This window comes from Pseudooceanicola profundi (assembly GCF_050897955.1).
Lineage (GTDB): Bacteria > Pseudomonadota > Alphaproteobacteria > Rhodobacterales > Rhodobacteraceae > Pseudooceanicola.
Window position 1 is genome coordinate 42,320 of the sequence record NZ_JBPAXZ010000006.1, and the last position, 22,103, is coordinate 64,422.

The 22,103-nt window shown below is 61.6% G+C and carries 18 protein-coding genes and 1 tRNA gene; 10 read left to right on the top strand and 9 right to left on the bottom strand.

Annotation, left to right across the window (positions count from 1 at the left end; translation table 11 throughout):
- Positions 1-259: 259 nt before the first annotated feature.
- The gene (mepK, locus tag ACRARG_RS20110) at positions 260-829 is read left to right on the top strand and encodes a peptidoglycan L,D-endopeptidase MepK (RefSeq protein ID WP_432691814.1); all 570 of its coding nucleotides are present in this window, start codon (positions 260-262) and stop codon (positions 827-829) included.
- A gap of 122 nt (positions 830-951) precedes the next feature.
- Here the strand turns inward: mepK and ACRARG_RS20115 are convergent, their stop codons facing one another.
- Positions 952-1,599 (bottom strand): invasion associated locus B family protein, encoded by a 648-nt coding sequence (locus tag ACRARG_RS20115; protein ID WP_432691815.1) that lies wholly within the window; start codon positions 1,597-1,599, stop codon positions 952-954.
- Between the two features lie 492 nt (positions 1,600-2,091).
- On the opposite strand from ACRARG_RS20115, the gene ACRARG_RS20120 reads away from it, so the two are divergent.
- On the top strand, positions 2,092-3,645 hold the full coding sequence (locus ACRARG_RS20120; RefSeq protein ID WP_432691877.1) for a helicase HerA-like domain-containing protein: 1,554 nt from the start codon (positions 2,092-2,094) through the stop codon (positions 3,643-3,645).
- A 130-nt stretch (positions 3,646-3,775) separates the two neighbouring features.
- Here the strand turns inward: ACRARG_RS20120 and gpt are convergent, their stop codons facing one another.
- Both gpt and fabI read right to left on the bottom strand, forming a co-directional pair.
- The gene (gene gpt / locus ACRARG_RS20125; protein ID WP_432691816.1) at positions 3,776-4,282 is read right to left on the bottom strand and encodes a xanthine phosphoribosyltransferase; all 507 of its coding nucleotides are present in this window, start codon (positions 4,280-4,282) and stop codon (positions 3,776-3,778) included.
- Positions 4,283-4,315: 33 nt separating this feature from the next.
- The gene (gene fabI, locus ACRARG_RS20130; protein WP_432691817.1) at positions 4,316-5,134 is read right to left on the bottom strand and encodes an enoyl-ACP reductase FabI; all 819 of its coding nucleotides are present in this window, start codon (positions 5,132-5,134) and stop codon (positions 4,316-4,318) included.
- Positions 5,135-5,239: 105 nt separating this feature from the next.
- Between fabI and pdxH the strand changes: the two genes are divergently transcribed.
- The 5 genes from pdxH (at position 5,240) to ACRARG_RS20155 (ending at position 11,376) form a co-directional block, all read left to right on the top strand.
- Positions 5,240-5,845 (top strand): pyridoxamine 5'-phosphate oxidase, encoded by a 606-nt coding sequence (gene pdxH / locus ACRARG_RS20135; protein WP_432691818.1) that lies wholly within the window; start codon positions 5,240-5,242, stop codon positions 5,843-5,845.
- Between the two features lie 117 nt (positions 5,846-5,962).
- Positions 5,963-6,490, top strand: a complete 528-nt coding sequence (locus ACRARG_RS20140) for a cold-shock protein (RefSeq protein ID WP_432691878.1) — start codon at positions 5,963-5,965, stop codon at positions 6,488-6,490.
- A 41-nt stretch (positions 6,491-6,531) separates the two neighbouring features.
- A complete protein-coding gene (locus tag ACRARG_RS20145; protein ID WP_432691819.1) occupies positions 6,532-6,969 on the top strand; it encodes a DUF192 domain-containing protein in 438 nt (145 codons plus the stop codon).
- A gap of 44 nt (positions 6,970-7,013) precedes the next feature.
- Positions 7,014-7,090 (top strand) — tRNA-Pro (locus ACRARG_RS20150).
- A gap of 632 nt (positions 7,091-7,722) precedes the next feature.
- Positions 7,723-11,376 (top strand): vitamin B12-dependent ribonucleotide reductase, encoded by a 3,654-nt coding sequence (locus tag ACRARG_RS20155; protein ID WP_432691820.1) that lies wholly within the window; start codon positions 7,723-7,725, stop codon positions 11,374-11,376.
- A gap of 342 nt (positions 11,377-11,718) precedes the next feature.
- On the opposite strand, the gene ACRARG_RS20160 is transcribed toward ACRARG_RS20155, so the two are convergent.
- The 3 genes from ACRARG_RS20160 to hemB form a co-directional block, all read right to left on the bottom strand.
- On the bottom strand, positions 11,719-13,290 hold the full coding sequence (locus ACRARG_RS20160; protein WP_432691821.1) for an acetolactate synthase large subunit: 1,572 nt from the start codon (positions 13,288-13,290) through the stop codon (positions 11,719-11,721).
- 155 nt (positions 13,291-13,445) lie between these two features.
- Positions 13,446-14,006, bottom strand: a complete 561-nt coding sequence (locus ACRARG_RS20165) for a lipid-binding SYLF domain-containing protein (RefSeq protein ID WP_432691822.1) — start codon at positions 14,004-14,006, stop codon at positions 13,446-13,448.
- A gap of 162 nt (positions 14,007-14,168) precedes the next feature.
- On the bottom strand, positions 14,169-15,167 hold the full coding sequence (gene hemB, locus ACRARG_RS20170; RefSeq protein WP_432691823.1) for a porphobilinogen synthase: 999 nt from the start codon (positions 15,165-15,167) through the stop codon (positions 14,169-14,171).
- Between the two features lie 89 nt (positions 15,168-15,256).
- Between hemB and ACRARG_RS20175 the strand changes: the two genes are divergently transcribed.
- The 3 genes from ACRARG_RS20175 to ACRARG_RS20185 all read left to right on the top strand — a co-directional run bounded on the left by ACRARG_RS20175 (position 15,257) and on the right by ACRARG_RS20185 (position 20,615).
- Positions 15,257-15,838 carry a component of SufBCD complex gene (locus tag ACRARG_RS20175; RefSeq protein ID WP_432691824.1) on the top strand — a complete coding sequence of 194 codons (582 nt, stop codon included), beginning with the start codon at positions 15,257-15,259 and terminating at the stop codon, positions 15,836-15,838.
- Positions 15,839-15,841: 3 nt separating this feature from the next.
- Positions 15,842-19,300: a transcription-repair coupling factor gene (gene mfd / locus ACRARG_RS20180; RefSeq protein ID WP_432691825.1), complete on the top strand. Its 3,459-nt coding sequence runs from the start codon at positions 15,842-15,844 to the stop codon at positions 19,298-19,300.
- A gap of 115 nt (positions 19,301-19,415) precedes the next feature.
- A complete protein-coding gene (locus ACRARG_RS20185) occupies positions 19,416-20,615 on the top strand; it encodes a mandelate racemase/muconate lactonizing enzyme family protein (RefSeq protein WP_432691826.1) in 1,200 nt (399 codons plus the stop codon).
- Here ACRARG_RS20185 and ACRARG_RS20190 read toward each other — a convergent pair.
- From ACRARG_RS20190 to ACRARG_RS20200, 3 genes are read right to left on the bottom strand one after another with little or no spacing between them, the layout of a single operon-like run.
- Entirely contained in the window at positions 20,612-21,187 is a 576-nt protein-coding gene (locus tag ACRARG_RS20190; RefSeq protein ID WP_432691827.1) for an HD domain-containing protein, read from the bottom strand. The genes ACRARG_RS20185 and ACRARG_RS20190 overlap by 4 nt on opposite strands.
- A complete protein-coding gene (locus ACRARG_RS20195) occupies positions 21,184-21,399 on the bottom strand; it encodes a hypothetical protein (protein ID WP_432691828.1) in 216 nt (71 codons plus the stop codon). The genes ACRARG_RS20190 and ACRARG_RS20195 overlap by 4 nt, the downstream gene beginning before the upstream one ends.
- Positions 21,399-22,052 (bottom strand): alpha/beta hydrolase, encoded by a 654-nt coding sequence (locus tag ACRARG_RS20200; protein WP_432691829.1) that lies wholly within the window; start codon positions 22,050-22,052, stop codon positions 21,399-21,401. Before ACRARG_RS20200 ends, ACRARG_RS20195 begins: the two co-directional genes overlap by 1 nt.
- Between the last annotated feature and the right edge of the window lie 51 nt (positions 22,053-22,103).

The window sequence follows — 22,103 nt, forward strand, 5'->3', positions numbered from 1 at the left end:
GGGCAAGTCCATTCACAAAGCGTTCAATTTCCAAACAAGTTTCCCGCCTGATGCACCCGGGTAACGGCGGCATGTCACTGCGCAGGTTTGGTGTGTTTTGGCGAAATACCGCCGAAAGGTTTGAATTCGTTTAAAACTAGCAGGAAGGCATGTTGGTGGAAGTAACAAAATATGTAATCTTTGCGGTGCATCTGGGGATGAGATGTAAAAACGGCTTCGTAACATCGGAGCGCAGGTAAGAACGGGACAGGCACGAACCATGACGACCCCAAGCTCCGTGGGATTTTCGCGGCGCGCTTTGCTGGGCGCCTTCGCAGCAACCGCTGTATCCGCAGCACCAACGTTTTCAAAGGCCGCAGGGTTCCTTCGGAATTCCGGCGACATCCGCAGGCTTCGAATGTATTCGGCCCGGACCGGCGAAAAACTGGATATGATTTACTGGATCGAGGGTGAATATATCCGCGATGCCGTGAACGAAGTTACGCATTTCATGCGCGACTGGCGGAATGACAAACACATGAACATCGATATGCGCACCATGGATATCATGGCCGCGTCGCATAACCTTCTGGATGTGAGCGAACCCTATATGCTCCTCTCCGGATATCGCTCGCCAGAGACGAATGCGATGCTGCGGTCCCGCTCCGGCGGTGTGGCGCGGAATTCGCTTCATATGAAGGGGCAGGCGGCCGATCTCCGGCTTCAGTCGCGCTCCGTCAACCAGATGGCGCGCGCCGCCTCGGCCTGTCACGCGGGCGGGGTGGGAACGTATTCCCGGTCCGATTTCGTCCATATGGATTGTGGCCCCGTGCGCAGCTGGGGATCCTGAGCCGCGCTGGCCAGTGTCTGGCACCAACCAGCCCTGAGCAAAGCAAAACGCCCGCCGAATTCGGCGGGCGTTTGCAGTTTCCGGGTCCGCCGCGCCGGATGGTCCGGCACGACGGCTGTGGCTCATTGGCTCGGGGCGGGGACCGGGCTCAGACCCGTGAAGCCTGCCGTGAACCCTGACAGCGACAGGTTCAGATTGACCGCCTGGTTCTGTGATTCATAAGGGAAAATAGTCAAGGTGGCTTTGCTGCCTGCCTTGAACGCCGTGATGTCATCGTTCACCAGGCCGATGCGTGCATAACAGGCGTTGCCGTCGCAAAATGCGTAGCGGTAGACCTTGCCCTGCGCCCCATCGACAGAGATCCGCATGTCGCGGTTCAGCGCGGTGCCCAGCGGAACGATGATCGTGGCGCCTGCGGCGACATTGCCACCCGAGGGCAGCTTTTCGATGATCACTTCGGCGACCGGGTTGTTCTCTGCGCCGCGCAGCAGCTGATAGAGCTGGCAGGGTTCCTTGGCGGGGTCGTCTGCTTTGATGCACTGTACATCCCAGTCGCCGCTCTTTTCCTTCAGATAGGCGCCACCGGCCTGTTCACCGGCGGGCTGGCCGGTATCCAGATCCGTGGGGACATTTGCGGAATCGGCGGTTTCAGCGGTCTCGGCGGGTTGTTCCGTCTCCGGCTCGGGCGCGGCGTCCGTCGTGGTCTGTGCAATTGCGCCGCCGGCGAAGGCCGCCAACGCCAGAGCGGAGATCCAAGCTTTCGTGTTCAAGATATCTATCCCGTTAAGTGTATTGGCTGGGCTGGACCTATCATTTCATCAGGGGAATGTCAGGCCAAATCGGCGAGAGGCGCGAGAGGTGCTGCGCTGCGCGATAAGGTGCCGCCGATGGGGGGATTTGCAGGAGCTGGCCCCGGAAGCGGGCATAGAAAAGGGGCTTGCGCCCCTTTTCCCTTTGCTCCCTGTCGGACTGGCCGACTTGTATTTGCGCAAACGCTATGATCTTTGCCCGGAGCCGTCAACAGTCAAATTGTCGTGCAACTGTCATATGTTGTGGCCGTCAGTGGCCGCGATGGATAGGCCCCGGCGCGGCGTTTCGGGACAGGCGGAAAAAAACCGTGCCACGAAGGGCACGGCCAGTTGACAGGGAGGAAGTTATCCGCCGCCCGGTCAGACCGTGCCGCGGAGAATTTCATAGTGGCACGGGTAGGTTAAGATAGTATGTTCCACCGGAACGGAAACTTCGGAGGACGGGGCAAGATGATGGACGAGGCCATATTCATAGGCGGCGGTGGCGTCGACTACGGTGTTCATCAGGGGATCGCGCTCAAATATGCAAACCGGCACGGGCTGGTCGCCGGGGCGACGGGGACCGGCAAGTCGGTGACGCTGCAGATCATGGCCGAAGGGTTTTCCAAGGCCGGCGTCCCGGTTTTCCTGTCTGACGTCAAAGGCGATCTTTCAGGGCTGTGCGATGCAGGCAGCGAGACGTTCAAACTGCATGACGCATTTACCGAGCGCGCCGGCAAAATCGGATTTTCCGATTATTGTTACGAGAAGTTTCCGGTCCTTTTCTGGGATCTGTTCGGGGAACAGGGCCATCCGATCCGGACCACGATCAGCGAGATGGGGCCTCTGCTGCTGGCGCGTCTGCTGGAGCTGAGCGACGCGCAGGAAGGCATTCTGAACATTGCGTTCCGGGTGGCGGATGAGCAGGGGCTGGCTCTGCTGGATCTGAAGGATCTTCAGGCGCTCCTGGTCTGGGTCGGCGAAAACCGCAGTGAGCTGAGCCTGCGGTATGGCAATGTCTCCACCGCGTCGATCGGGGCGATCCAGCGGCAGCTTCTGGTGCTGGAAAACCAGGGCGGTACCAAGCTTTTCGGCGAGCCGGCGCTGGAGCTGTCCGATCTGATGCGGACGGATACCGATGGCCGCGGCATGATCTCGATCCTTGCGGCGGATAAGCTCATGGGGTCGCCGCGCCTTTATGCGACATTCCTTCTGTGGCTGCTGTCCGAACTGTTTGAGGAGCTGCCCGAGGTCGGGGATCCGGATAAGCCCAAGCTGGTGTTCTTTTTCGATGAGGCGCATCTGCTGTTTGACGATGCGCCCAAGGCGCTAGTCGACAAGGTTGAACAGGTGGCGCGGCTGATCCGGTCGAAGGGGGTGGGCGTGTATTTCATCACCCAGAACCCGGCGGATGTGCCCGAGGATATTCTGGGCCAGCTGGGCAACCGGGTGCAGCACGCGCTGCGGGCGTTTACCGCGAAGGACAGGAAAGAGCTCAAACTGGCGGCAGAGACCTATCGCGACAATCCCCGGTTCAAGACCGAGGATGTTATCCGCGAGGTCGGTGTGGGCGAGGCGGTGACGTCTTTTCTGGAAAAGAAAGGTGTGCCGGGCGTGGCGGAACGCACGCTGATCCGGCCGCCGTCGTCGCATCTGGGGCCAGTGGACGGGCCGGTCCGGAGGGGCGTGATAGACAGCTCTCCGATTGCTGGGAAATATGAAACCCTGCGGGACCGGGACAGCGCCTATGAGATCCTGACGCGCCGGGCGGCAGAGGCGGCCCGGGAGGCGGAAAAGGCCGAAGCGCAGGAGGCAGAAGCCGAGGCCGAGGCGGAGCGGGAGTTCACCTCGGCGCGTCGTTATTCTCCGGGCGGCGGGGGGACGTCACGCAAGAGCGGGTCGTCGCGGTCACGCGCGCCCGACAGTCTTGGCGAAGCGCTCGGGCGGGCGGTGATCAAAGAGCTGGGCGGGACAACCGGACGGCGGATCGTGCGTGGTATTCTTGGGGGTTTGTTCAAGGCGCGCTGAGGTTCGGGGCGTGGTGGGTTGATAACCCACCCAACGATGACGCGCGGGGTTGGGCGATGGTGGGTTGATAACCCACCCTACGGCGGTGCTCAGGTTTGGGCGGTGGTGGGGTGATACCCCGCCGCTCCTCTCAGTCGGCGCCGCGATAGGGTTTGACGTATTGCATTGCCATGTCCCAGGGGAAGAAAATCCAGGTGTCCTGAGAGACTTCGGTGATGAACGTATCGACCTGCGGGCGGCCCTTGGGCTTGGCATAGACGGTCGCAAAATGTGCGCTTGGGTACATCTTGCGCACCAGTTCCAGCGTTTTGCCGCTGTCGACAAGATCGTCAACGATCAGAACCCCGGTTCCGTCGCCCATCATCTCCTGGTCCGGGTAGTTCAGAACCTCGGCCTGGCCCTGATCCTGATGATGGTAGCTGCGGACCGAGATGGTATCGACCAGCCGGATATCGAGCTCTCGCGCGACGATCATCGCGGGGGCCATGCCGCCGCGGGTGATGGCCACGACAGCCTTCCAGGCGCCGTCTTCGCCCGGGCCCTGTTTGTCCAGCCGCCAGGCCAGTGCGCGGCTGTCGCGGTGGATCTGGTCCCAGCTGACGTGGAAGCCTTTTTCATGGGGGAGAAGATCGGACATCTGTCGCTCCTGTGTCTGGCGGGGCCTTGGGCCTCAGTCCTCTTTCCCACCCTTGTGGATATCAGGCGCATCGACGGCCTTCATGCCGACAATGTGATAGCCGCTGTCCACATGCAGGTTCTCGCCCGTCACACCGGAGGCGAGATCGGAGAGAAGATAGAGCGCGGAGCGACCGACATCGTCGATATCCACATTGCGGCGCAGGGGGGCGTTCAGCTCGTTCCACTTCAGGATATAGCGGAAATCGCCGATGCCGGAGGCCGCGAGCGTCTTGATCGGCCCGGCGGAGATCGCGTTGACGCGGATGCCGTCCTTGCCCAGATCCTCGGCCAGGTATTTGACCGAAGCCTCCAGCGCCGCCTTGGCCACGCCCATGACGTTATAATGCGGCATCACCTGTTCGGCGCCGTAATAGGTCATGGTGAGCATGGAGCCGCCCTCGGTCATCAGCTTCTCCGCCCGTTGTGCGACGGCGGTGAAGGAATAAACCGAGACATCCATCGTCAGTTTGAAATTGGCACGGGTCGTGTCGACATAGCGCCCGCGCAGCTCGTTCTTGTCGGAGAAGCCAATGGCGTGGACAAGAAAATCGAGCTTGCCCCATTTCTCTTCCAGTGTGGCAAAGGCCGCATCGATCGACTCCTCGGAGGAGACATCGCAATCGATCAGCGTGGTAACGCCCAGCTGGTCGGCCAGCGGCACCACACGTTTCTTGAATTGATCGCCCATATAGGAGAATGCCAGCTCTGCGCCCGCATCCTTGCAGGCCTTGGCAATGCCCCAGGCGATGGATTTATCGTTGGCCAGGCCCATGATGAGGCCGCGTTTGCCCGCAAGCAGTTGATTTGACATCCAGCCAATCCCGCCGTTATTTCCCTTTCGGTTCCTTTAGGCGATAGGTCAGGTGGCATCAAGTGCGGCCCCGGGCGAAGCCGGCAATCAACAGGAGAGTGTGGCATGGCTGATAGGGACGGAATTTTTGCCGGGGCGGACCCGTTCGAGCTGACGTCGCGTTGGCTGAAAGAGGCGGAGGCGAGCGAACCCAACGATGCCAATGCCATAGCGCTGGCGACGGTCGATGCCGGAGGGCTGCCAAATGTCAGGATGGTCCTGCTCAAGGACATCGAGCCGGATGCCTTTGTTTTCTACACGAATTACGGAAGCGTTAAAGCAGAAGAACTCGACACTGCTGGAAAGGTCGCCTTTGTCTTGCATTGGAAGACGCTCCGTCGTCAGGTGCGCGTGCGGGGAGTCGTTTCCCGCGAAGAAGGCACGAAAGCAGATGACTATTACAGGTCCCGTTCCTTGAAGTCGCGATTGGGCGCCTGGGCATCGAAACAATCGCAGCCTTTGGAATCGCGCGCCTCGCTGATGGCTGAGGTGGCGAAGGTGACGGCGCGGCACGGGACGTCTCCCGATCGGCCGCCGTTTTGGGGAGGATTTCGAATCCAGCCCGTTGAGTTCGAGTTCTGGGCGGATGGATCGTTTCGGCTGCACGACCGGTTTCGCTGGACGCGAAATAGCGTCTACGAACCGTGGACAGTAACCCGACTTAATCCTTGAAATGCCTTAACTTTCGGTGCTGCATTACGTGCGGATTTTGTAGAGTATACCATTGTGTAGGATGTGTACCTGTATGGAGACCAGTATCTGAGGTTTGTGAAATTTGCGGGGAATAAAGTGGAAGAAAAAATTAGAGAAACCCGCAGGATTGACGGCACGGTTAAATGGTTCGACCCGGGACGCGGTTTCGGGTTTGTGGTGTCTGAGGAAGGTGGCCCGGATGTCCTGCTTCACGCGAATGTCTTGCGTAACTTCGGTCAAAGCTCGGTCGCGGATGGCGCCAAGATTTCCGTACTCGTTCAAGACACTCAACGTGGGGTGCAGGCGGTCGAGGTGCTGGGAATTGAAACCGTCGTCGCGCAGGACGCGCCGGGGTTGGAAGATTTCAGGGACCTGACCCCGGAGGACATGAGCGCGGCGCCGCTTGAACCGGCGCGGGTGAAATGGTTCAACAAGGAAAAGGGGTTCGGCTTCGCCAATGTATTCGGGCGTCCGGAAGATGTTTTCGTGCATATAGAAGTCTTGCGCGCTTCCGGCCTGGCGGAGCTGCAGCCCGGAGAGGCCTTGTCCATCCGTGTCATAGACGGGCGGCGTGGTAAAATGGCATGCGAAGTTCTGTCCTGGGAGGCGGCCGTAAAAACGTGATCCGTGTTTTAGGTCTGTGTCTGGCGTTTCTTGTTGTTCAAATGGCCAGCAGCGCTGCCGCGATGGCAGAGCAGGCCTGTCGCCCTGATCTGGCCAGCCTGCGTGGCAGCTGGGGGCAGGCGGCGTTCACTGTCGAAATCGCGGATGACGGGCGGGAACGTGCGCAGGGCCTTATGTACCGCGATCAACTCGACCCGTGGTCGGGTATGTTGTTCGTGTATGAACGCCCGTCGGACACGATTGCCTTCTGGATGCGGAACACGCGCATTCCGCTCGACATCATCTTTCTCGATCAGAATGGCGTGGTGCGGCGCATCGCTGAAAATGCCGTACCGTTCGATGAGACGGGACTGCCCGGCGGCAATGGCATTCAATATGTGCTTGAGATCAACGGCGGGATGGCGCGCAGGCTCGGCATTGGCGTCGGGACGGAGCTGCGCAATCCCGTGCTGGGTGAATTTGCCGCGTGGCCCTGCTAGGCCTTTTCAACCGGGTTTGCTGCATATAAAGACAGCCCACGGTCCGGGGCGTAGCGCAGTCTGGTAGCGCACCTGTTTTGGGTACAGGGGGTCGTGAGTTCGAATCTCGCCGCCCCGACCACATTCCTCTCTTATCGCGACACTGCCGGGGCTGGGCATATCCGCCGGCGGTTTCGGGCGTGCGTGCGAGCCGTTGGACAAGACAAAGGCTGGCCAAGGCGCAGCCTCAGCCTTCCTCTGCCTGTGGATAAGTTTTTCCGACATCAATACTTTGTGGCGACGCCGGCAGCGCGTCTAAATCTGGTGTCTATCTTTCGGGCGATTCTCCCGTCACGCCGGGATTGGGGGCATGGCAAACCCGGGGTGTTGTGTTTTTATTCTTGGCCGCGCCTGTGCAAAATTCCGGGGATAACCTGGGTGAGGTCACTGTTTTTCAGGGGAATCCAATCGGCGTCACCACATTTGGCGGGCAAGTGATTCTGTAGAGAAGTCAGTCAAGGAAATTTAGTGGTAAATTGACGTTGACCATCTAGGGGGTTTCACCGCAGATTGTGGAGGCCGGAAGGATCACCCACCATATCTAGCGGTGGCCGCGGCAAGGGACAGAGAACACCAACAAGGCCCATGCAGAACGGCCATTTGGCGGCGCCCCCCAGGCACCGACTGGCAGCCCCTTGCCTCACGATCCTCCGGCACGAACTCGCCCCTTCAGGGGCAATTGCGACAAGCAAGAAACGATGGGGCTGTTTCACAATGAAGATCGAGCGCAAATTCACGAAGGCCGGTAAGGACGCTTACGACGGGCTGGAGTTTGTCACCACCTCCTCCGAGATTCGCAATCCGGACGGCACGGTGGTTTTCAAACTGGACGATTGTGAGGTTCCGGCCTCCTGGAGCCAGGTTGCGAGCGATGTGATCGCTCAGAAGTATTTCCGTAAGGCGGGGGTGCCGACGCGTCTGAAAAAGGTGCGTGAGAAGGGCGTTCCCGAATTCCTGTGGCGGTCCGTTGCCGATGGCGATGACGTCGAAATCGTGGGCGAGACTTCTGCTCGTCAGGTTTTCGACCGCCTGGCCGGCGCCTGGACCTACTGGGGCTGGAAGGGCGGCTATTTCTCCTCCGAGGGGGACGCTCGCGCCTATTTTGACGAGATGCGGTACATGCTGGCCACTCAGCGTGCAGCGCCGAACTCGCCCCAGTGGTTTAACACCGGCCTGCACTGGGCCTATGGCATCGATGGTCCGTCGCAGGGCCACTATTATGTCGACCATGTCACCGGCAAACTGACCAAGTCCAAATCCGCCTATGAGCATCCGCAGCCGCATGCCTGCTTTATCCAGTCCGTCGCGGACGATCTGGTGGGCGACGGCGGTATCATGGATCTCTGGGTCCGCGAGGCGCGTCTGTTCAAATACGGCTCCGGCACCGGCACCAACTTCTCCTCCCTGCGGGCTGCGGGCGAGAAACTGTCGGGCGGCGGCAAATCCTCCGGCCTGATGGGCTTCCTCAAGATCGGTGACCGCGCAGCCGGTGCGATCAAATCCGGCGGCACCACGCGCCGTGCGGCGAAGATGGTCATCGTCGATGCCGATCACCCGGATATTCAGGAATACATCAACTGGAAGGTGAAAGAGGAGCAGAAGGTTGCTTCCATCGTCGCCGGTTCCAAGATGCACGAGAAGTGCCTGAACGCGATCTTCAAGGCGATCCGCAGCTGGGACGGCACCGAAGAGGGCGCCTATGACCCCGCAGAGAACGATGCGCTGAAAGCCGCGATCCGTGAGGCCAAGAAATCGGCGATCCCGGAAACCTACGTCAAGCGCGTTCTCGATTACGCAAAGCAGGGCTATGCGTCGATCGAATTCCCGACATATGACACCGACTGGGACAGCGAGGCCTATGCCTCTGTCTCCGGACAGAACTCCAACAACTCCGTCCGGGTGACCGACGCCTTCCTCAAGGCCGTCAAGGAAGACAAACCCTGGGAGCTGGTGAACCGCACCGATGGTTCCGTCGCCAAGACGATTTCTGCCCGCGAGTTGTGGGAAGATATCGGCCATGCGGCCTGGGCCTGTGCCGATCCGGGCATCCAGTACCACGACACCGTCAACGCCTGGCATACCTGCCCGGAAGACGGCGCGATCCGGGGCTCCAACCCGTGCTCCGAATACATGTTCCTGGACGATACGGCCTGTAACCTGGCGTCGATGAACCTGCTAACCTTCCTCAAGGACGGCGTATTCCAGGCCGAGGACTACATCCACGCCACCCGTCTCTGGACCGTGACGCTGGAAATCTCCGTACTGATGGCGCAGTTCCCGTCGAAAGAGATCGCACAGCTTTCTTACGACTTCAGAACGCTGGGTCTGGGTTATGCCAATATCGGCGGCCTGCTCATGAACATGGGCTTTGGCTATGACAGCGACGAAGGCCGTGCCCTGACCGGTGCGCTGACCGCGATCATGACCGGCGTGGCCTATGCGACCTCCGCCGAGATGGCGGGCGAGCTGGGGGCCTTCTCCGGTTATGAACGCAACTCCAAGCACATGCTGCGCGTCATCGCCAACCACCGCAATGCGGCCCATGGCAAGAGTGATGGCTACGACGGGCTGGACATCAAGCCGGTTGCCCTCGACCATGCCAACTGCCCGGATCAAGCCCTTGTTCAGCTTGCCAAATCCTCCTGGGATGAGGCGCTGCGGCTGGGGAAAGAACATGGGTTCCGCAACGCGCAGACCTCTGTGATCGCGCCTACCGGAACGATCGGTCTGGTCATGGATTGCGACACCACCGGGATCGAGCCTGACTTCGCCCTGGTGAAGTTCAAGAAGCTGGCCGGTGGCGGTTACTTCAAGATCATCAACCGCTCCGTTCCGGCGGCGCTGGAGAAGCTCGGATACGGCTCTGCCCAGATCGAGGAGATCATCTCCTACGCGGTTGGCCATGGCTCCATCGGCAATGCGCCGGGGATCAACCACACCTCGCTGATCGGGCACGGCTTTGGCCAGCGTGAGCTGGACAAGGTCGACGCCTCGCTGGCGTCGGCCTTTGACATCCGCTTCGTGTTCAACCAGTGGACCCTGGGCGAGGATTTCTGCAAGAAAACCCTCGGCATCCCGGCAGAAAAGCTGTCGGATCCGTCCTTCGACCTGCTGCGCCACCTGGGCTACACGAAGAAGGAAATCGAAGCTGCCAATGATCATGTCTGCGGCACGATGACCCTCGAAGGCGCGCCGTTTCTGAAGGAAGAGCACCTGAACATCTTCGATTGTGCCAACCCCTGCGGCAAGAAGGGCAAGCGCTTCCTGTCGACGGAGAGCCACATCACCATGATGGCGGCGGCGCAGTCCTTCATCTCCGGCGCGATCTCCAAGACGATCAACATGCCGAATGATGCGACGATCGAGGATTGCCAGAAGGCCTATGAGCTGAGTTGGTCCCTGGGCATCAAGGCCAATGCGCTCTATCGCGACGGCTCCAAACTGTCGCAGCCGCTGGCCTCCGCGCTGGTCGAGGATGACGACGAGGCGGCAGACGTGCTGGAAACCGGCTCCAACCAGGAGAAGGCAGCGGTTCTGGCCGAGAAGATCGTCGAAAAGATTGTCATCAAGGAAGTGGCCCGTGCTGGCCGGGAAAAGATGCCCGATCGCCGCAAAGGCTACACCCAGAAGGCGATGGTCGGCGGTCACAAGGTCTATCTGCGGACCGGCGAATATGCCGACGGGTCGCTGGGCGAGATCTTCATCGACATGCACAAGGAAGGTGCCGGGTTTCGGGCGATGATGAACAACTTCGCCATCGCGGTTTCGGTTGGTCTTCAGTACGGCGTGCCGCTGGAGGAATTCGTGGATGCCTTCACCTTCACCAAGTTCGAACCGGCCGGCATGGTCCAGGGCAATGACTCGATCAAGAACGCGACGTCTATCCTCGACTATATCTTCCGGGAACTGGCGGTCTCCTACCTCGACCGCACTGACCTGGCGCATGTGAAGCCCTCCGGCGAAACCTTTGATTCTGTTGGACAAGGGGCGGCCAAGGAAGGCGTGTCGAATGTCGAGGAGCTGTCGGAAAACGCGGCCTCCCGGTCTCTGGAAGTGCTGAAGCAGATTTCCTCTACGGGCTATCTGCGCAAGCGTCTGCCTCAGGAACTGGTCGTTCTGCAGGGCGGCATGCAGGCGCTGACCGGCACCGATCCGGTGGCGGCGCTGCAGACGCTGGTGCCCGAGGTCAAGACGGCGACAGTTACTACCGCGATGGCCTCCGGCACCGTGTCGATGGACGCTCGGACCAAGGCGAAGATGCAGGGGTATGAGGGCGAGAGCTGCGGCGATTGCGGCAATTTCACCCTGGTGCGCAACGGCACCTGCATGAAGTGCAACACCTGCGGGGCGACCTCGGGCTGTAGCTGAGTTTAGGAATTGGCGCGGTGGTTGTTCGTCGCCGCGTCATCACATGGATCGGGCCGCAGGCAGAAATTACCGGGCGGTACCAGAGTGAGCCCGATCCATGAAACTGAGGGCCCCCGACGGGGGGCCCTTTTTTCTTTGGTCACAAGTGTAAGAGCGCGGAATCAAGGCCGAAGGCCGCCGCGCATCGCCGGGCCGCCCCCCGGCACGGCGATTGTTACCGGTCCCGCGAGGCGCAAGACTGGCGCGCTACCACGGCAGACATAAATCGCGGTTGTCCCGACGGTGCATCGCCGTACTGCGGCCCGACGATGCGCGGCTCGTGCAGGCGCCAGAACCGATCCGTCAGATCATCGCTTCGATCAGGAAGGGGCCCCTGGTCTTCATCGCTTTTGCGAAAAGGTCCGTGAACTGTTCTGCCGTCTCTGCCCGCGCCGCCTCGACCCCCATGGATCCGGCGAGCTGAACGAAATCCAGCCCCGGCGCGTCGAAATCGAGGATGCGGCGGGCGTTCTCTCCGGCCACACCGGCGCCGACGCCCTTCAGCTCTCCGTGCAGGATGGCGTAGCGCTGGTTGGCGAAGATGACGACGCAGATGTCGAGCTGTTCGCGTGCCATCGTCCAGAGCGCCTGGTTCGTATACATGGCCGATCCGTCGGCCTGCAGATTGACGACTTTGCGGTCGGGGCAGGCAATGGCGGCGCCGACGGAGAGCGGCAGGCCCACGCCGATCGCGCCGCCCGTCAGGTTCAGCCAGTCATGCGGCGCGGCGTCATGGGTGAAGCGGAAGAAGTCGCGGCCGGAGGTGATGCTCTCGTCACAGATGATCGCATTCTCGGGCAGCATATGGCCGACGGTGATCGCGATCGTCTCCGGCGTCAGCTTGCCGGTGGCGAGATCGGGGATCGCGGGGGCCGGAGAGATCGGGCCGGGCACTGCGCCAAGCGTTTCAGCCAGGGCCTCGAGCGCGGCGGGCAGGTCGTCGCCGGGATCGGCCAGGACCGTGACCTTGCAGCCATCCGGCACGGGGGTGGAGGGTTTGTCGGGATAGGCGAAGAAGATCACCGGAGAGGTGGCGCCGACGAGGATGATATTGTCGACATCCTTCAGCGCGGCAATGGCCTGATCCACAGGATAGGGTATGCGGTCGACATTGGCGCGTCCGGCGCCCCGTTCGATCCGGGCATTGGCCTGCTGCGCCATAATCCGGGCGCCGGTCTTGTCGGCAATGGCCTGAGCCGTCGCCAGCGGCGCAGCCCGCAGCGCCTGGCCTGTCATCAGGATCACGGTGCGGCCGCCTGACCTGAGCGTGTCGGCGGCGGCTGCAATCCGGTCCGGGTCCGCCGCTGTCGGGGTGCGGAGGCGGGCCTTGGCCGGGGCGGTCTGCGGCGCAGCACCCCAGGCGCTGTCGGCGGGCAGGATCAGGGTCGACACGCCACCGGGCGCGCGCATGGCGGCCGTGACGGCCTCCGCGGTGGCGGGGCTGACATCGGCGGGGCCGGCAATCCGGCGGACGAAATGGGACATTGGCCGCGCGAGGCTTTCGATATCGGAGGTCAGCGCGGCATCATAGGGCAGATGATAGGCGGCGTGATCGCCGACGACATTGACCATCGGAGAGAAGGCCCGCCGGGCGTTGTGCATATTGGCGAGAGAATTGGCCAGTCCGGGCCCGGTGTGCAGCAGGGTCGCAGCCGGTCGTCCGGTCATCCGGGCATAGCCGTCTGCTGCCCCGGTGACGACCCCCTCGAACAGGCCCAGAACGCAGCGCATCTGCTGTTTGCGGTCGAGCGCCGCGACGAAATGCATCTCTGACGTGCCGGGGTTGGCGAAGCAGACATTGACGTCATTGGCCAGCAGCGTATCGCAGAGCGCATCCGCGCCGGTTTCGCCTGGTTTGCCTGTTGTGTCGGTCATCTGACCCTCCCCCTGAAGTGTTCCGGCGGAGTTTTGGCGCCGCCGGAGAGAAGGTCCAGAGTGAAACAGCAGAGGCGTCGCAAACCCGGCATTTAATCCGGGACCGCGTTCCGCCATGCGGAACGGCTATGCCGGCGCGGGCTGTGTTGATCGCGTCAGGGGATGATCCGTGTGTATTTGACGCCTTCCAGCGTCGCGCCGAATTTCGCCCCGGCCTGAGCAAAGAGATAGGCCACGACCGGCGAGACGGAGGAGCTGCTGTCGGCGCGGAAATTCTCGCCGACGTTGGAGAAGGCGTATTCGATATCGGCGCCCACGGCCCAGCCGTCGGTGCGGCGGAACCGTTCCAGCGCATCGTTGGTCATGAAGAACAGCACATGCGCATATTGCTGCGCGCCGATCTGAATTCCGAAATTCGCAGAGGTGGCCGAATAGTAATCGACCGGCACGCCGTTCACGAGAAGGGCGCCGCGACCGTAGCCGCCGCCAATGCCGAAGCCGGCCTCGGTGATGACGGGCATGACCAGCTGGGCCACGGATTTCTGCGACACTTCCCGGCTGTCGGGATAGTTGGCGTAAAGATAGTTCAGCGTGGCCTGCACCCGCGCATCGATGCGCTGCGCATTGCTGTTGCCAACACCATTGCCACAGGCCGCGGCCAGGGCCAGTGCCGAAAAGGCCGAGAGAGTCGCGGCCCGACGGGTAAATTTCTGCATGTGTTCCGCCTGTCGTCGTAAGATGCGCTGCTGCGCGGTTTGCTCAAAATGCCTCTGTGGGCGATCCGGTCGTCCGGATTTTGAACTAACTATAGGGGGTCGGACAGACGATGTCACCATCACTCGTAGGTGATGCGACGGAAAGCGGAGCCTTGCCGATCCTCAGCCGCCCAGGGCACGTGCCATGGCGGGGGCGAAATAGGTCAGGATGCCGTCACAGCCCGCGCGTTTGAAACACAGCAGGCTTTCCGCCATGACCCGGTCGCCGTCGATCCAACCGTTCAGCGCGGCGGCCTGAATCTGTGCATATTCGCCAGAGACCTGATAGGCAAAGGTGGGCACCTGAAGCTCGCGCTTCACCCGGGTGCAGATGTCCAGATAGGGCATGCCGGGTTTCACCATGACCCAGTCGGCGCCTGCCTCGATATCGCGGGTGACCAGCCGCAGCGCCTCGTCCGAATTGGCGGCATTCATCTGGTAGGTCTTCTTGTCACCCTTGAGCGCGCCGGTGGCACCCGTGGCATCGCGGAAGGGGCCGTAATAGCCCGAGGCATATTTGGCGGCGTAGCTCAGGATCAGAACGTCCTGATGTCCTTTGGATTCGAGCGCCGATCGCATGGCGCCGATCCGGCCGTCCATCATGTCCGAGGGGCCGATGATATCTGCGCCGGCCTCTGCCTGACTGAGGGTCTGTTTCACCAGCGCCTCGACGGTTTCGTCGTTCTGGATGATGCCGTCGACGACAAAGCCGTCGTGGCCGTCGATATTATAGGGGTCGAGCGCGACATCGGTCATCACCGCCAGATCCGGGCAGGCCGCCTTGATGGCGCGGGTGGCGCGGTTCGACAGGTTCTCCGGGTTCCAGGCCTCTGCGCAGTCTTTGGTGCGCTTTTCGATGGGCGTGTAGGGAAAGAGGCAGATGGCGGGGATCCCGAGGTCGGCGGCTTCTTTCGCCGCCTCGACCACGCGGTCGACCGAATAGCGGAAGACACCGGGCATGGAGGCGACGGGTTCTTCTATATCCGTGCCCTCGGTCAGAAAGACCGGCCAGATCAGGTCATTCACCGAGACCTCGTTTTCCTGCATCAGGGCGCGGATCGCGGGGGATTTGCGGGCGCGGCGGAAACGGGCGGCAGGGAACGGGGCTGTAAGGGGTGACATAGGTGATCCTTCGGCTTGATCCGGCCCGCATTGGGTGGCATGGATCAGGCTGCATCACAAGTGGGCCAGAACCGGCAAGTTGTCGCTCTATGAGCGTGCGGGACGGAAGGTCCCGGGCCGAGGGCGGATCGAAGGGCAGCGGGTTGAACCTGGCAGAGACAATTTTCGAAGTGATCGACATGCGCAGTTTCTCGAACCTGTGGTTCTGGATTGCGCTTGCCGTGTTGTGGTCGACCGCCAGCCATTGGGTGCTGGGGGTGCCGTGGGACATGATCAACCGGGCGCGGCGCCGGGGCGGGCCGGTGTCGGACGATGTTGCGCAGCTGGTGCGGATATATTCCGACCGCCTGATCTATGTCGCAGAGGTGTCGGGGCTGGTGATGACCGTTGCCGTCAGCTTTGTCCTTACGGTCCTGCTGATCATGGGGTTCCTGTACGGGATGGAATTCGCGCAGGCGCTGTTTCTTTTGGCCTTGCCGATGACCTGTGTCGGGCTTCTGTCGATGCGGGCCGCCTTCCGGATCCGGGCAGAGGCGCCGGAGGCAGAAGAGCTCTATCGCCAGCTGGGCCGGCATCGGATGAAGGTGCAGGCCATTGGAATGCTGTCCATTTTCCTGACGACCATGTGGGGCATGTATCAGAACTTCTCCATCGGTCCACTGGGAGGCTGAGCCATGCCAACGGCAGAGCGGATCACCCTGGGCGGCGCGCCGGAAGGGTTTGACGCCTTTCTCATCCTGGCCGAGGTGGCCAGGCGCAAGGCCCCGGTCGTGCATGTGGCGATCGATGACAAGCGGATGGCCGCCATGGCCGATGCTCTGCGGTTTTTCGATCCCGGCATGCCGGTTATCCAGTTCCCGGCCTGGGATTGTCTGGCCTATGACCGGGTGTCGCCGAATGCCGATATCTCGGCCGCGCGGATGGCAACACTGGCCGGGCTGGCGCATGGCATGCCGGAGCAGTTCGTGCTTCTGACATCGCTGAACGCGGTCACGCAGCGGGTACCGGCGCGGGAGGTTCTGAAAGAGGCGGCCTTTACCGCACGGGTCGGGTCGCGGATCGACGAGGCAGCGCTGCGCGCGTTTCTGGTGCGCATGGGCTTTTCCCAAAGCCATTCGGTGACAGAGCCCGGCGATTATGCGGTGCGTGGCGGCATAATCGATATTTATCCGCCGGGCGAGGGCGGCCCGGTGCGGCTGGACTTTTTTGGCGATGTTCTGGACGGGGCGCGGCGGTTCGATCCGGCCAGCCAGCGGACGACGGACAAGCTTGATGTCGTTGAACTGGCGCCGGTCAGCGAGGTTATCCTCGATGAAGCGGCGATTACCCGGTTCCGGCAGAACTACCGGATCGAATTTGGTGCGGCGGGGACGGATGATCCGCTGTACGAGGCGGTGAGCGCGGGGCGCAAACATCAGGGCGTCGAGCATTGGCTGCCGTTTTTCCACGACCGTCTGGAGACGCTGTTCGACTACCTGCCGCAGGCGTCGGTGATGCTGGACGATCAGGTGACCGCCGCCAGGCTGGCCCGATGGGAGACAGTGGCCGATCAATATGAGACGCGGCGGCTGGCGCTGCAGAACCGGGACCGGATGGATTCGGTCTACAAGCCCGTGCCGCCGGCGCTGCTCTTTATGGATGACGCGGCCTGGGACGCGGCCGTTTCGCCGCTGCGCGTCGTGCAGATGTCGCCTTTGCCCCGTGCCTCGGGTCCTGGCGTGGTGGATGCGGGTGGTCGCGTGGGGCGGAACTTCTCGCCTGAGAGACAGCTTGAGAATGTAAGCCTTTTCAGTGCTTTAAAAGATCATGTTCAGGAAAAGCTTCAGGTTGGTCCGGTGGTGATCGCCAGCTATTCCGAGGGCGCGCGCGAACGGCTTGAGGGGCTGATCGAGGATGAGGGGCTTGTGGGCGCCGTCTCCATCCGCGATGCCCGCGGCATAGGAAAGCACGGTGTCCATCTGGCCGTCTGGCCGCTTGAGGCCGGATTTGAAGGGCCCTGGCAGTCGGATCGCCGGCTGACCGTCATTTCCGAACAGGACGTGCTGGGCGATCGTCTGGTGCGGGGCGCCCGCAAAAAGCGCCGGGCCGAGAATTTCCTCACGGAGACGCAGAGCCTGAGCCCGGGCGATCTTGTGGTTCATGTCGATCATGGCATCGGGCGCTATCACGGGCTGGAGGTGATTACCGCCGCCGGGGCCGCGCATGAATGTCTGATGCTGGAATATGCCGAAGATGCGCGGCTTTACCTGCCCGTCGAGAATATCGAGCTGCTGTCCAAATATGGCCATGACGAGGGGCTTCTCGACAAGCTGGGCGGCGGGGCCTGGCAGGCGAAGAAGGCGCGGCTCAAGGAACGTATCCGGGAAATGGCCGACCGGCTGATCCGGGTTGCGGCAGAACGTGCGCTGCGCACGGCACCGATGCTGGAGGCGCCGCATGGCGAGTGGGATGCCTTTCAGGCGCGGTTTCCCTATCAGGAGACTGACGATCAGCTAGGTGCGATCGAAGATGTCCTGAACGATCTGGCCTCTGGTCATCCGATGGACAGGCTCATCTGTGGCGATGTTGGATTTGGCAAGACAGAGGTGGCGCTGCGGGCGGCTTTCGTGGCGGCGATGTCGGGGGTGCAGGTCGCGGTTATCGCGCCGACAACTTTGTTGGCGCGTCAGCATTATCAAGGCTTTGCGGAACGCTTCCGAGGCTTTGCCTTAACTGTCGCGCCGCTGTCGCGCTTTGTGTCGGCAGGCGATGCGGCCCGGCACCGCGACGGGCTGGCAAAGGGGACGGTCGATATTGTGGTCGGCACGCATGCGCTTCTGGCCAAGGGCGTGCGGTTCAAGAACCTCGGTCTGCTTATCGTGGACGAGGAACAGCGGTTCGGCGTCGGCCATAAGGAGCGTCTGAAACAGCTGAAATCGGATGTGCATGTTCTGACGCTGACGGCCACGCCGATCCCGCGGACGTTGCAGCTGTCTTTGTCGGGCGTGCGGGATCTGTCGATCATCGGGACGCCGCCGGTCGACCGGCTGGCCATCCGGACCTATGTGAGCGAATTCGATACGGTCACGATCCGCGAGGCGCTGCTGCGTGAACGGTATCGCGGCGGGCAGAGCTTTTACGTCGTGCCGCGCATCACCGACCTAGCGGAGATCGAGGATTTCCTGAAGCGCGAGGTACCCGAGGTGTCCTATATCACGGCTCATGGCCAGATGGCGGCAGGGGATCTGGATCAGCGGATGAATGCCTTTTACGACGGGAAATACGATGTGTTGCTGGCGACAACCATTGTTGAATCCGGCCTCGATATTCCACGGGCCAATACGATGGTCGTGCACCGGGCAGATATGTTCGGGTTGGCGCAGCTCTATCAGATCCGGGGCCGGGTGGGTCGCGCCAAGACACGGGCCTATGCCTATCTGACAACCAAACCGCGGGTGAAGCTGACCTCGGCTGCTGAAAAGAGACTGCGTGTTCTGGGTACTCTTGACACGCTGGGCGCCGGGTTTACGCTGGCATCGCAGGACCTTGATATCCGCGGCGCGGGCAATCTTCTGGGCGAGGAGCAGTCGGGCAATATGCGCGACGTGGGCTATGAGCTGTATCAGTCGATGCTGGAAGAGGCGATTGCCAAGATCAAGGCCGGTGAGCTGGAGGGGCTGACGGAGGCGGATGACCAATGGGCGCCGCAGATCAACCTTGGGGTGCCGGTGCTGATCCCGGAGGACTATGTGCCCGATCTCGATCTTCGGCTGGGGCTTTATCGGCGCCTGTCTTCGCTGTCGACCAAGGTCGAGCTAGAGGGTTTTGCGGCCGAATTGATCGACCGGTTTGGAAAATTGCCGAGGGAAGTCAATACTTTGCTGCTGGTCGTGCGGATCAAGGCCATGTGCAAACGGGCCGGCATTGCCAAGCTGGACGGCGGGCCCAAAGGTGCGACGATCCAGTTTCACAACGACAAATTCGCCTCTCCGGCCGGGCTGGTGGCCTTTGTGCAGGCTCAGAAGGGGCAGGCGAAGGTCAAGGACAACAAGATTGTGGTCCGGCGCGACTGGGGCTCCGATGCCGACAAGATCAAGGGCGCCTTCTCCATCGCGCAGGACCTTGCCAAACATGCCGAGGCGAAAAAGGCCTAGCGCGGTCGTCATCGGAGCCATGGGCGGATTGGTCTGTTGATCGGCGCGAACTGGCCCTGCAATCCGGTCCAATTCCTGCCTAGCGTGGCGTAAGCTGCGCGAAAGGAGCCTCGGCATGTCTGTGATCGACCGGATTGAGCTGTATCTTGTCAGAACGCCTTTGCCGGCGCCGCATCGACCGTCCTGGATACCCGGAACCGTGCGGGAACATGTGTCGATGTGCGTGGTCCGGTTTATCACCGATGACGGGATCGAGGGCTGGAGCGGGTTTCCTGCCTCCGGTCGGGAACGCGCCGGGCTTGGCGATCCGCTGGCCGCGCTGTTTCTGGGGCTGGATGTCGACGATCAGGAGGCGCTGCAGGAACGTATCCTGATCATGGCTGCCGGGGGCAGTTTCAACTGGTGGATCGAGCCTGCCTTCTGGGATATCCGCGCCAAGGCGGCGGGCGTGCCGCTCTACCGGTTGCTTGGGGGCGACACGTCGCGCATTCCGCTCTATGCCTCGGGCGGTGAGATCAAGGATACCGGCGCGCGGCGGGAAGAGGCGGAACGGCGGTTCTCCGAAGGGTTCGGCACGATGAAAATTCGCGTGCACGACTTTGATGAATCCGTTGATATCGAACATATTTCCGACATTGCGCTGCATATGCAGGGTCGCATGCGGATCTCTGTCGATGTTAATCAGGCGTTTCGTCTGACGACCAACGGGGACGCGCCGCTCTGGTCGCTGGATCGCGCGAAACGGTTTGTGGATGCGGCGGCGGATGTCGGGCTCGCCTGGGTGGAGGAGCCGCTTTACGGCGACTGGCATAACGCCATGGCCGAGCTGACCAGCTATTCCCGCGTGCCCGTGGCCGGCAGCGAGTTGCACCTGATGGGCTATGCGGAGCTGGAGCGGATGATCTCCATGCGCTGCTACAACATCTACCAGCCCGACGCGATGTGGGTTGGCGGTGTCGGGCATGTGATGAAGGTGGCCGGGCTTTGCCGGGAGCGTGGGGTCCGATTCACCCCGCATTGCTGGTCGAACGGCTTTGGCTTCATCGTCAATGCGCATGTGTTTGCAGCCAGCGGCTTTGCGGGGGAAGAGCTGTTTGAATATCCGATCGCAGAGCCGGGCTGGGTGCCGGAGGCGCGGGATATGATCTTTACCCAGCCTTTTGTGCATCGCGATGGCTGGTTCGATCTGCCGGAGGCGCCGGGTCTGGGGTTCGAGATCGACCAGGATGTTCTGAGCCGCTACGGCCGGTGCTATTTCAAGGCGTCGCGCCGCGAACAGCACTGGATGCCGGAGGCGCTGTCTTACTGGGTCTAACCCATAACAGCCCGGATTTTCGGAACAATCCAGGACCAGAGCGCGGGCGCGCCGCGCCGGATCGGCTGCCCGACCCGGGCGTCGAGCTTGTCGAAGGTCACGTTGTAATCGGTCCAGGAGCCACCGCCTGCGGCGAGGTTCTGGTTGGGCGGCTGAAAGCGGTCGAGCGATTTGGCAAATATGGCATCCGGCGTCTCAGCCGCTTCGAATTCCTGCCAGAGATCGCGCAACGCCGCCATCTGATCGTCGGGGAGCAGGCCAAATATGCGATCGGCCGCGGCTTGTTCGGCCCGTTCCATATCGGCCTTGCTCTCCTCGGTCTGGGCATAGATCGGGGCATCCCCGGCGTCGATCTCTACCAGATCGTGCAGCAGGAGCATGCGGATCACCCGGTCGATCGATACGCCCTGCGGGGCATATTCGGACAGAGTCAGCGCATAAAGCGCCAGATGCCAGGAGTGTTCGGCGGAGTTTTCGTGACGCGAGGCATCGCAGAGCGTGGTGGCGCGGGTGATGGATTTCAGCCGGTCAGATTCTGTCAGAAAGGCCATCTGCGCGTCGAGCCGGGTCATGCGCCATCCTTGTGTTTGCGGATGAATTGCAGCGCCTGACGTGCCGCGAGGCGAATCCGCACCTCCGTCAGATAGGCTTCTTCGAGGGTCTGGGAGGAGGCGCCGATGATCTGCGCCACCTCCATAAAGAACCGGTCGTTCCCGCTCGTTTTCATGATCTCCATCGTCTCATCCGCGAGCTTGGCGGCGATGCGGTCGAGGGAGGCTGACATCAGCGGGTATTTTCCGTCAGCCGCCGTTTCACATAGTCCGAGACGGAGGTGATCATCGTATCCATATGTGGGTCTTCGAAGAAATGGCCGGCGCCTTCGATCTGCTGATGCGTGACGGTGATGCCCTTCTGTTCCTGCAGCTTGCCGACGAGCGAGGTCGTATCGGCGGGCGGCGCCACGCGGTCGGCCGTGCCGTTTATGATCAGGCCCGAAGACGGGCAGGGCGCCAGGAAGGAAAAGTCGTACATATTGGCGGGCGGAGAGACAGAGATGAACCCCGTGATCTCTGGCCGGCGCATGAGCAGTTGCATGCCGATCCATGCGCCGAAGGAGAAGCCCGCAACCCAGCAATGCTTGGAATTGTTATTCATCGACTGCAGGTAATCGAGCGCCGAGGCGGCATCGGAGAGCTCGCCCACACCCTGGTCATATTCGCCCTGGCTGCGCCCGACGCCGCGGAAATTGAACCGCAGCACGGTGAAGCCCATTTTGTGGAAGGCATAATGCAGGTTGTAGACAACCTTATTGTTCATCGTGCCGCCGAACTGAGGATGCGGATGCAGGATGATGGCAATTGGCGCGTCGCGTTCCTTTTGGGGGTGATACCGACCTTCGAGGCGGCCTTCGGGGCCGGGGAAGATGACCTCGGGCATAAAACTCTCCTGTGGGGCGCGCAATCTTGACTGTTTCGGTCAGCTACTTTA

Coding starts and splice junctions, on each gene's coding strand:
- ACRARG_RS20160 (WP_432691821.1), bottom strand. CDS start 13,290: ATGACCGACACAACAGGCAAACCAGGCGAAACCGGCGCGGATGCGCTC.
- hemB (WP_432691823.1), bottom strand. CDS start 15,167: ATGTCACCCCTTACAGCCCCGTTCCCTGCCGCCCGTTTCCGCCGCGCC.
- ACRARG_RS20200 (WP_432691829.1), bottom strand. CDS start 22,052: ATGCCCGAGGTCATCTTCCCCGGCCCCGAAGGCCGCCTCGAAGGTCGG.
- ACRARG_RS20190 (WP_432691827.1), bottom strand. CDS start 21,187: ATGACCCGGCTCGACGCGCAGATGGCCTTTCTGACAGAATCTGACCGG.
- pdxH (WP_432691818.1), top strand. CDS start 5,240: ATGGCTGATAGGGACGGAATTTTTGCCGGGGCGGACCCGTTCGAGCTG.
- gpt (WP_432691816.1), bottom strand. CDS start 4,282: ATGTCCGATCTTCTCCCCCATGAAAAAGGCTTCCACGTCAGCTGGGAC.
- ACRARG_RS20120 (WP_432691877.1), top strand. CDS start 2,092: ATGGACGAGGCCATATTCATAGGCGGCGGTGGCGTCGACTACGGTGTT.
- ACRARG_RS20195 (WP_432691828.1), bottom strand. CDS start 21,399: ATGTCAGCCTCCCTCGACCGCATCGCCGCCAAGCTCGCGGATGAGACG.
- ACRARG_RS20145 (WP_432691819.1), top strand. CDS start 6,532: ATGGCCAGCAGCGCTGCCGCGATGGCAGAGCAGGCCTGTCGCCCTGAT.
- mepK (WP_432691814.1), top strand. CDS start 260: ATGACGACCCCAAGCTCCGTGGGATTTTCGCGGCGCGCTTTGCTGGGC.
- ACRARG_RS20185 (WP_432691826.1), top strand. CDS start 19,416: ATGTCTGTGATCGACCGGATTGAGCTGTATCTTGTCAGAACGCCTTTG.
- ACRARG_RS20155 (WP_432691820.1), top strand. CDS start 7,723: ATGAAGATCGAGCGCAAATTCACGAAGGCCGGTAAGGACGCTTACGAC.
- mfd (WP_432691825.1), top strand. CDS start 15,842: ATGCCAACGGCAGAGCGGATCACCCTGGGCGGCGCGCCGGAAGGGTTT.
- fabI (WP_432691817.1), bottom strand. CDS start 5,134: ATGTCAAATCAACTGCTTGCGGGCAAACGCGGCCTCATCATGGGCCTG.
- ACRARG_RS20175 (WP_432691824.1), top strand. CDS start 15,257: ATGAGCGTGCGGGACGGAAGGTCCCGGGCCGAGGGCGGATCGAAGGGC.
- ACRARG_RS20165 (WP_432691822.1), bottom strand. CDS start 14,006: ATGCAGAAATTTACCCGTCGGGCCGCGACTCTCTCGGCCTTTTCGGCA.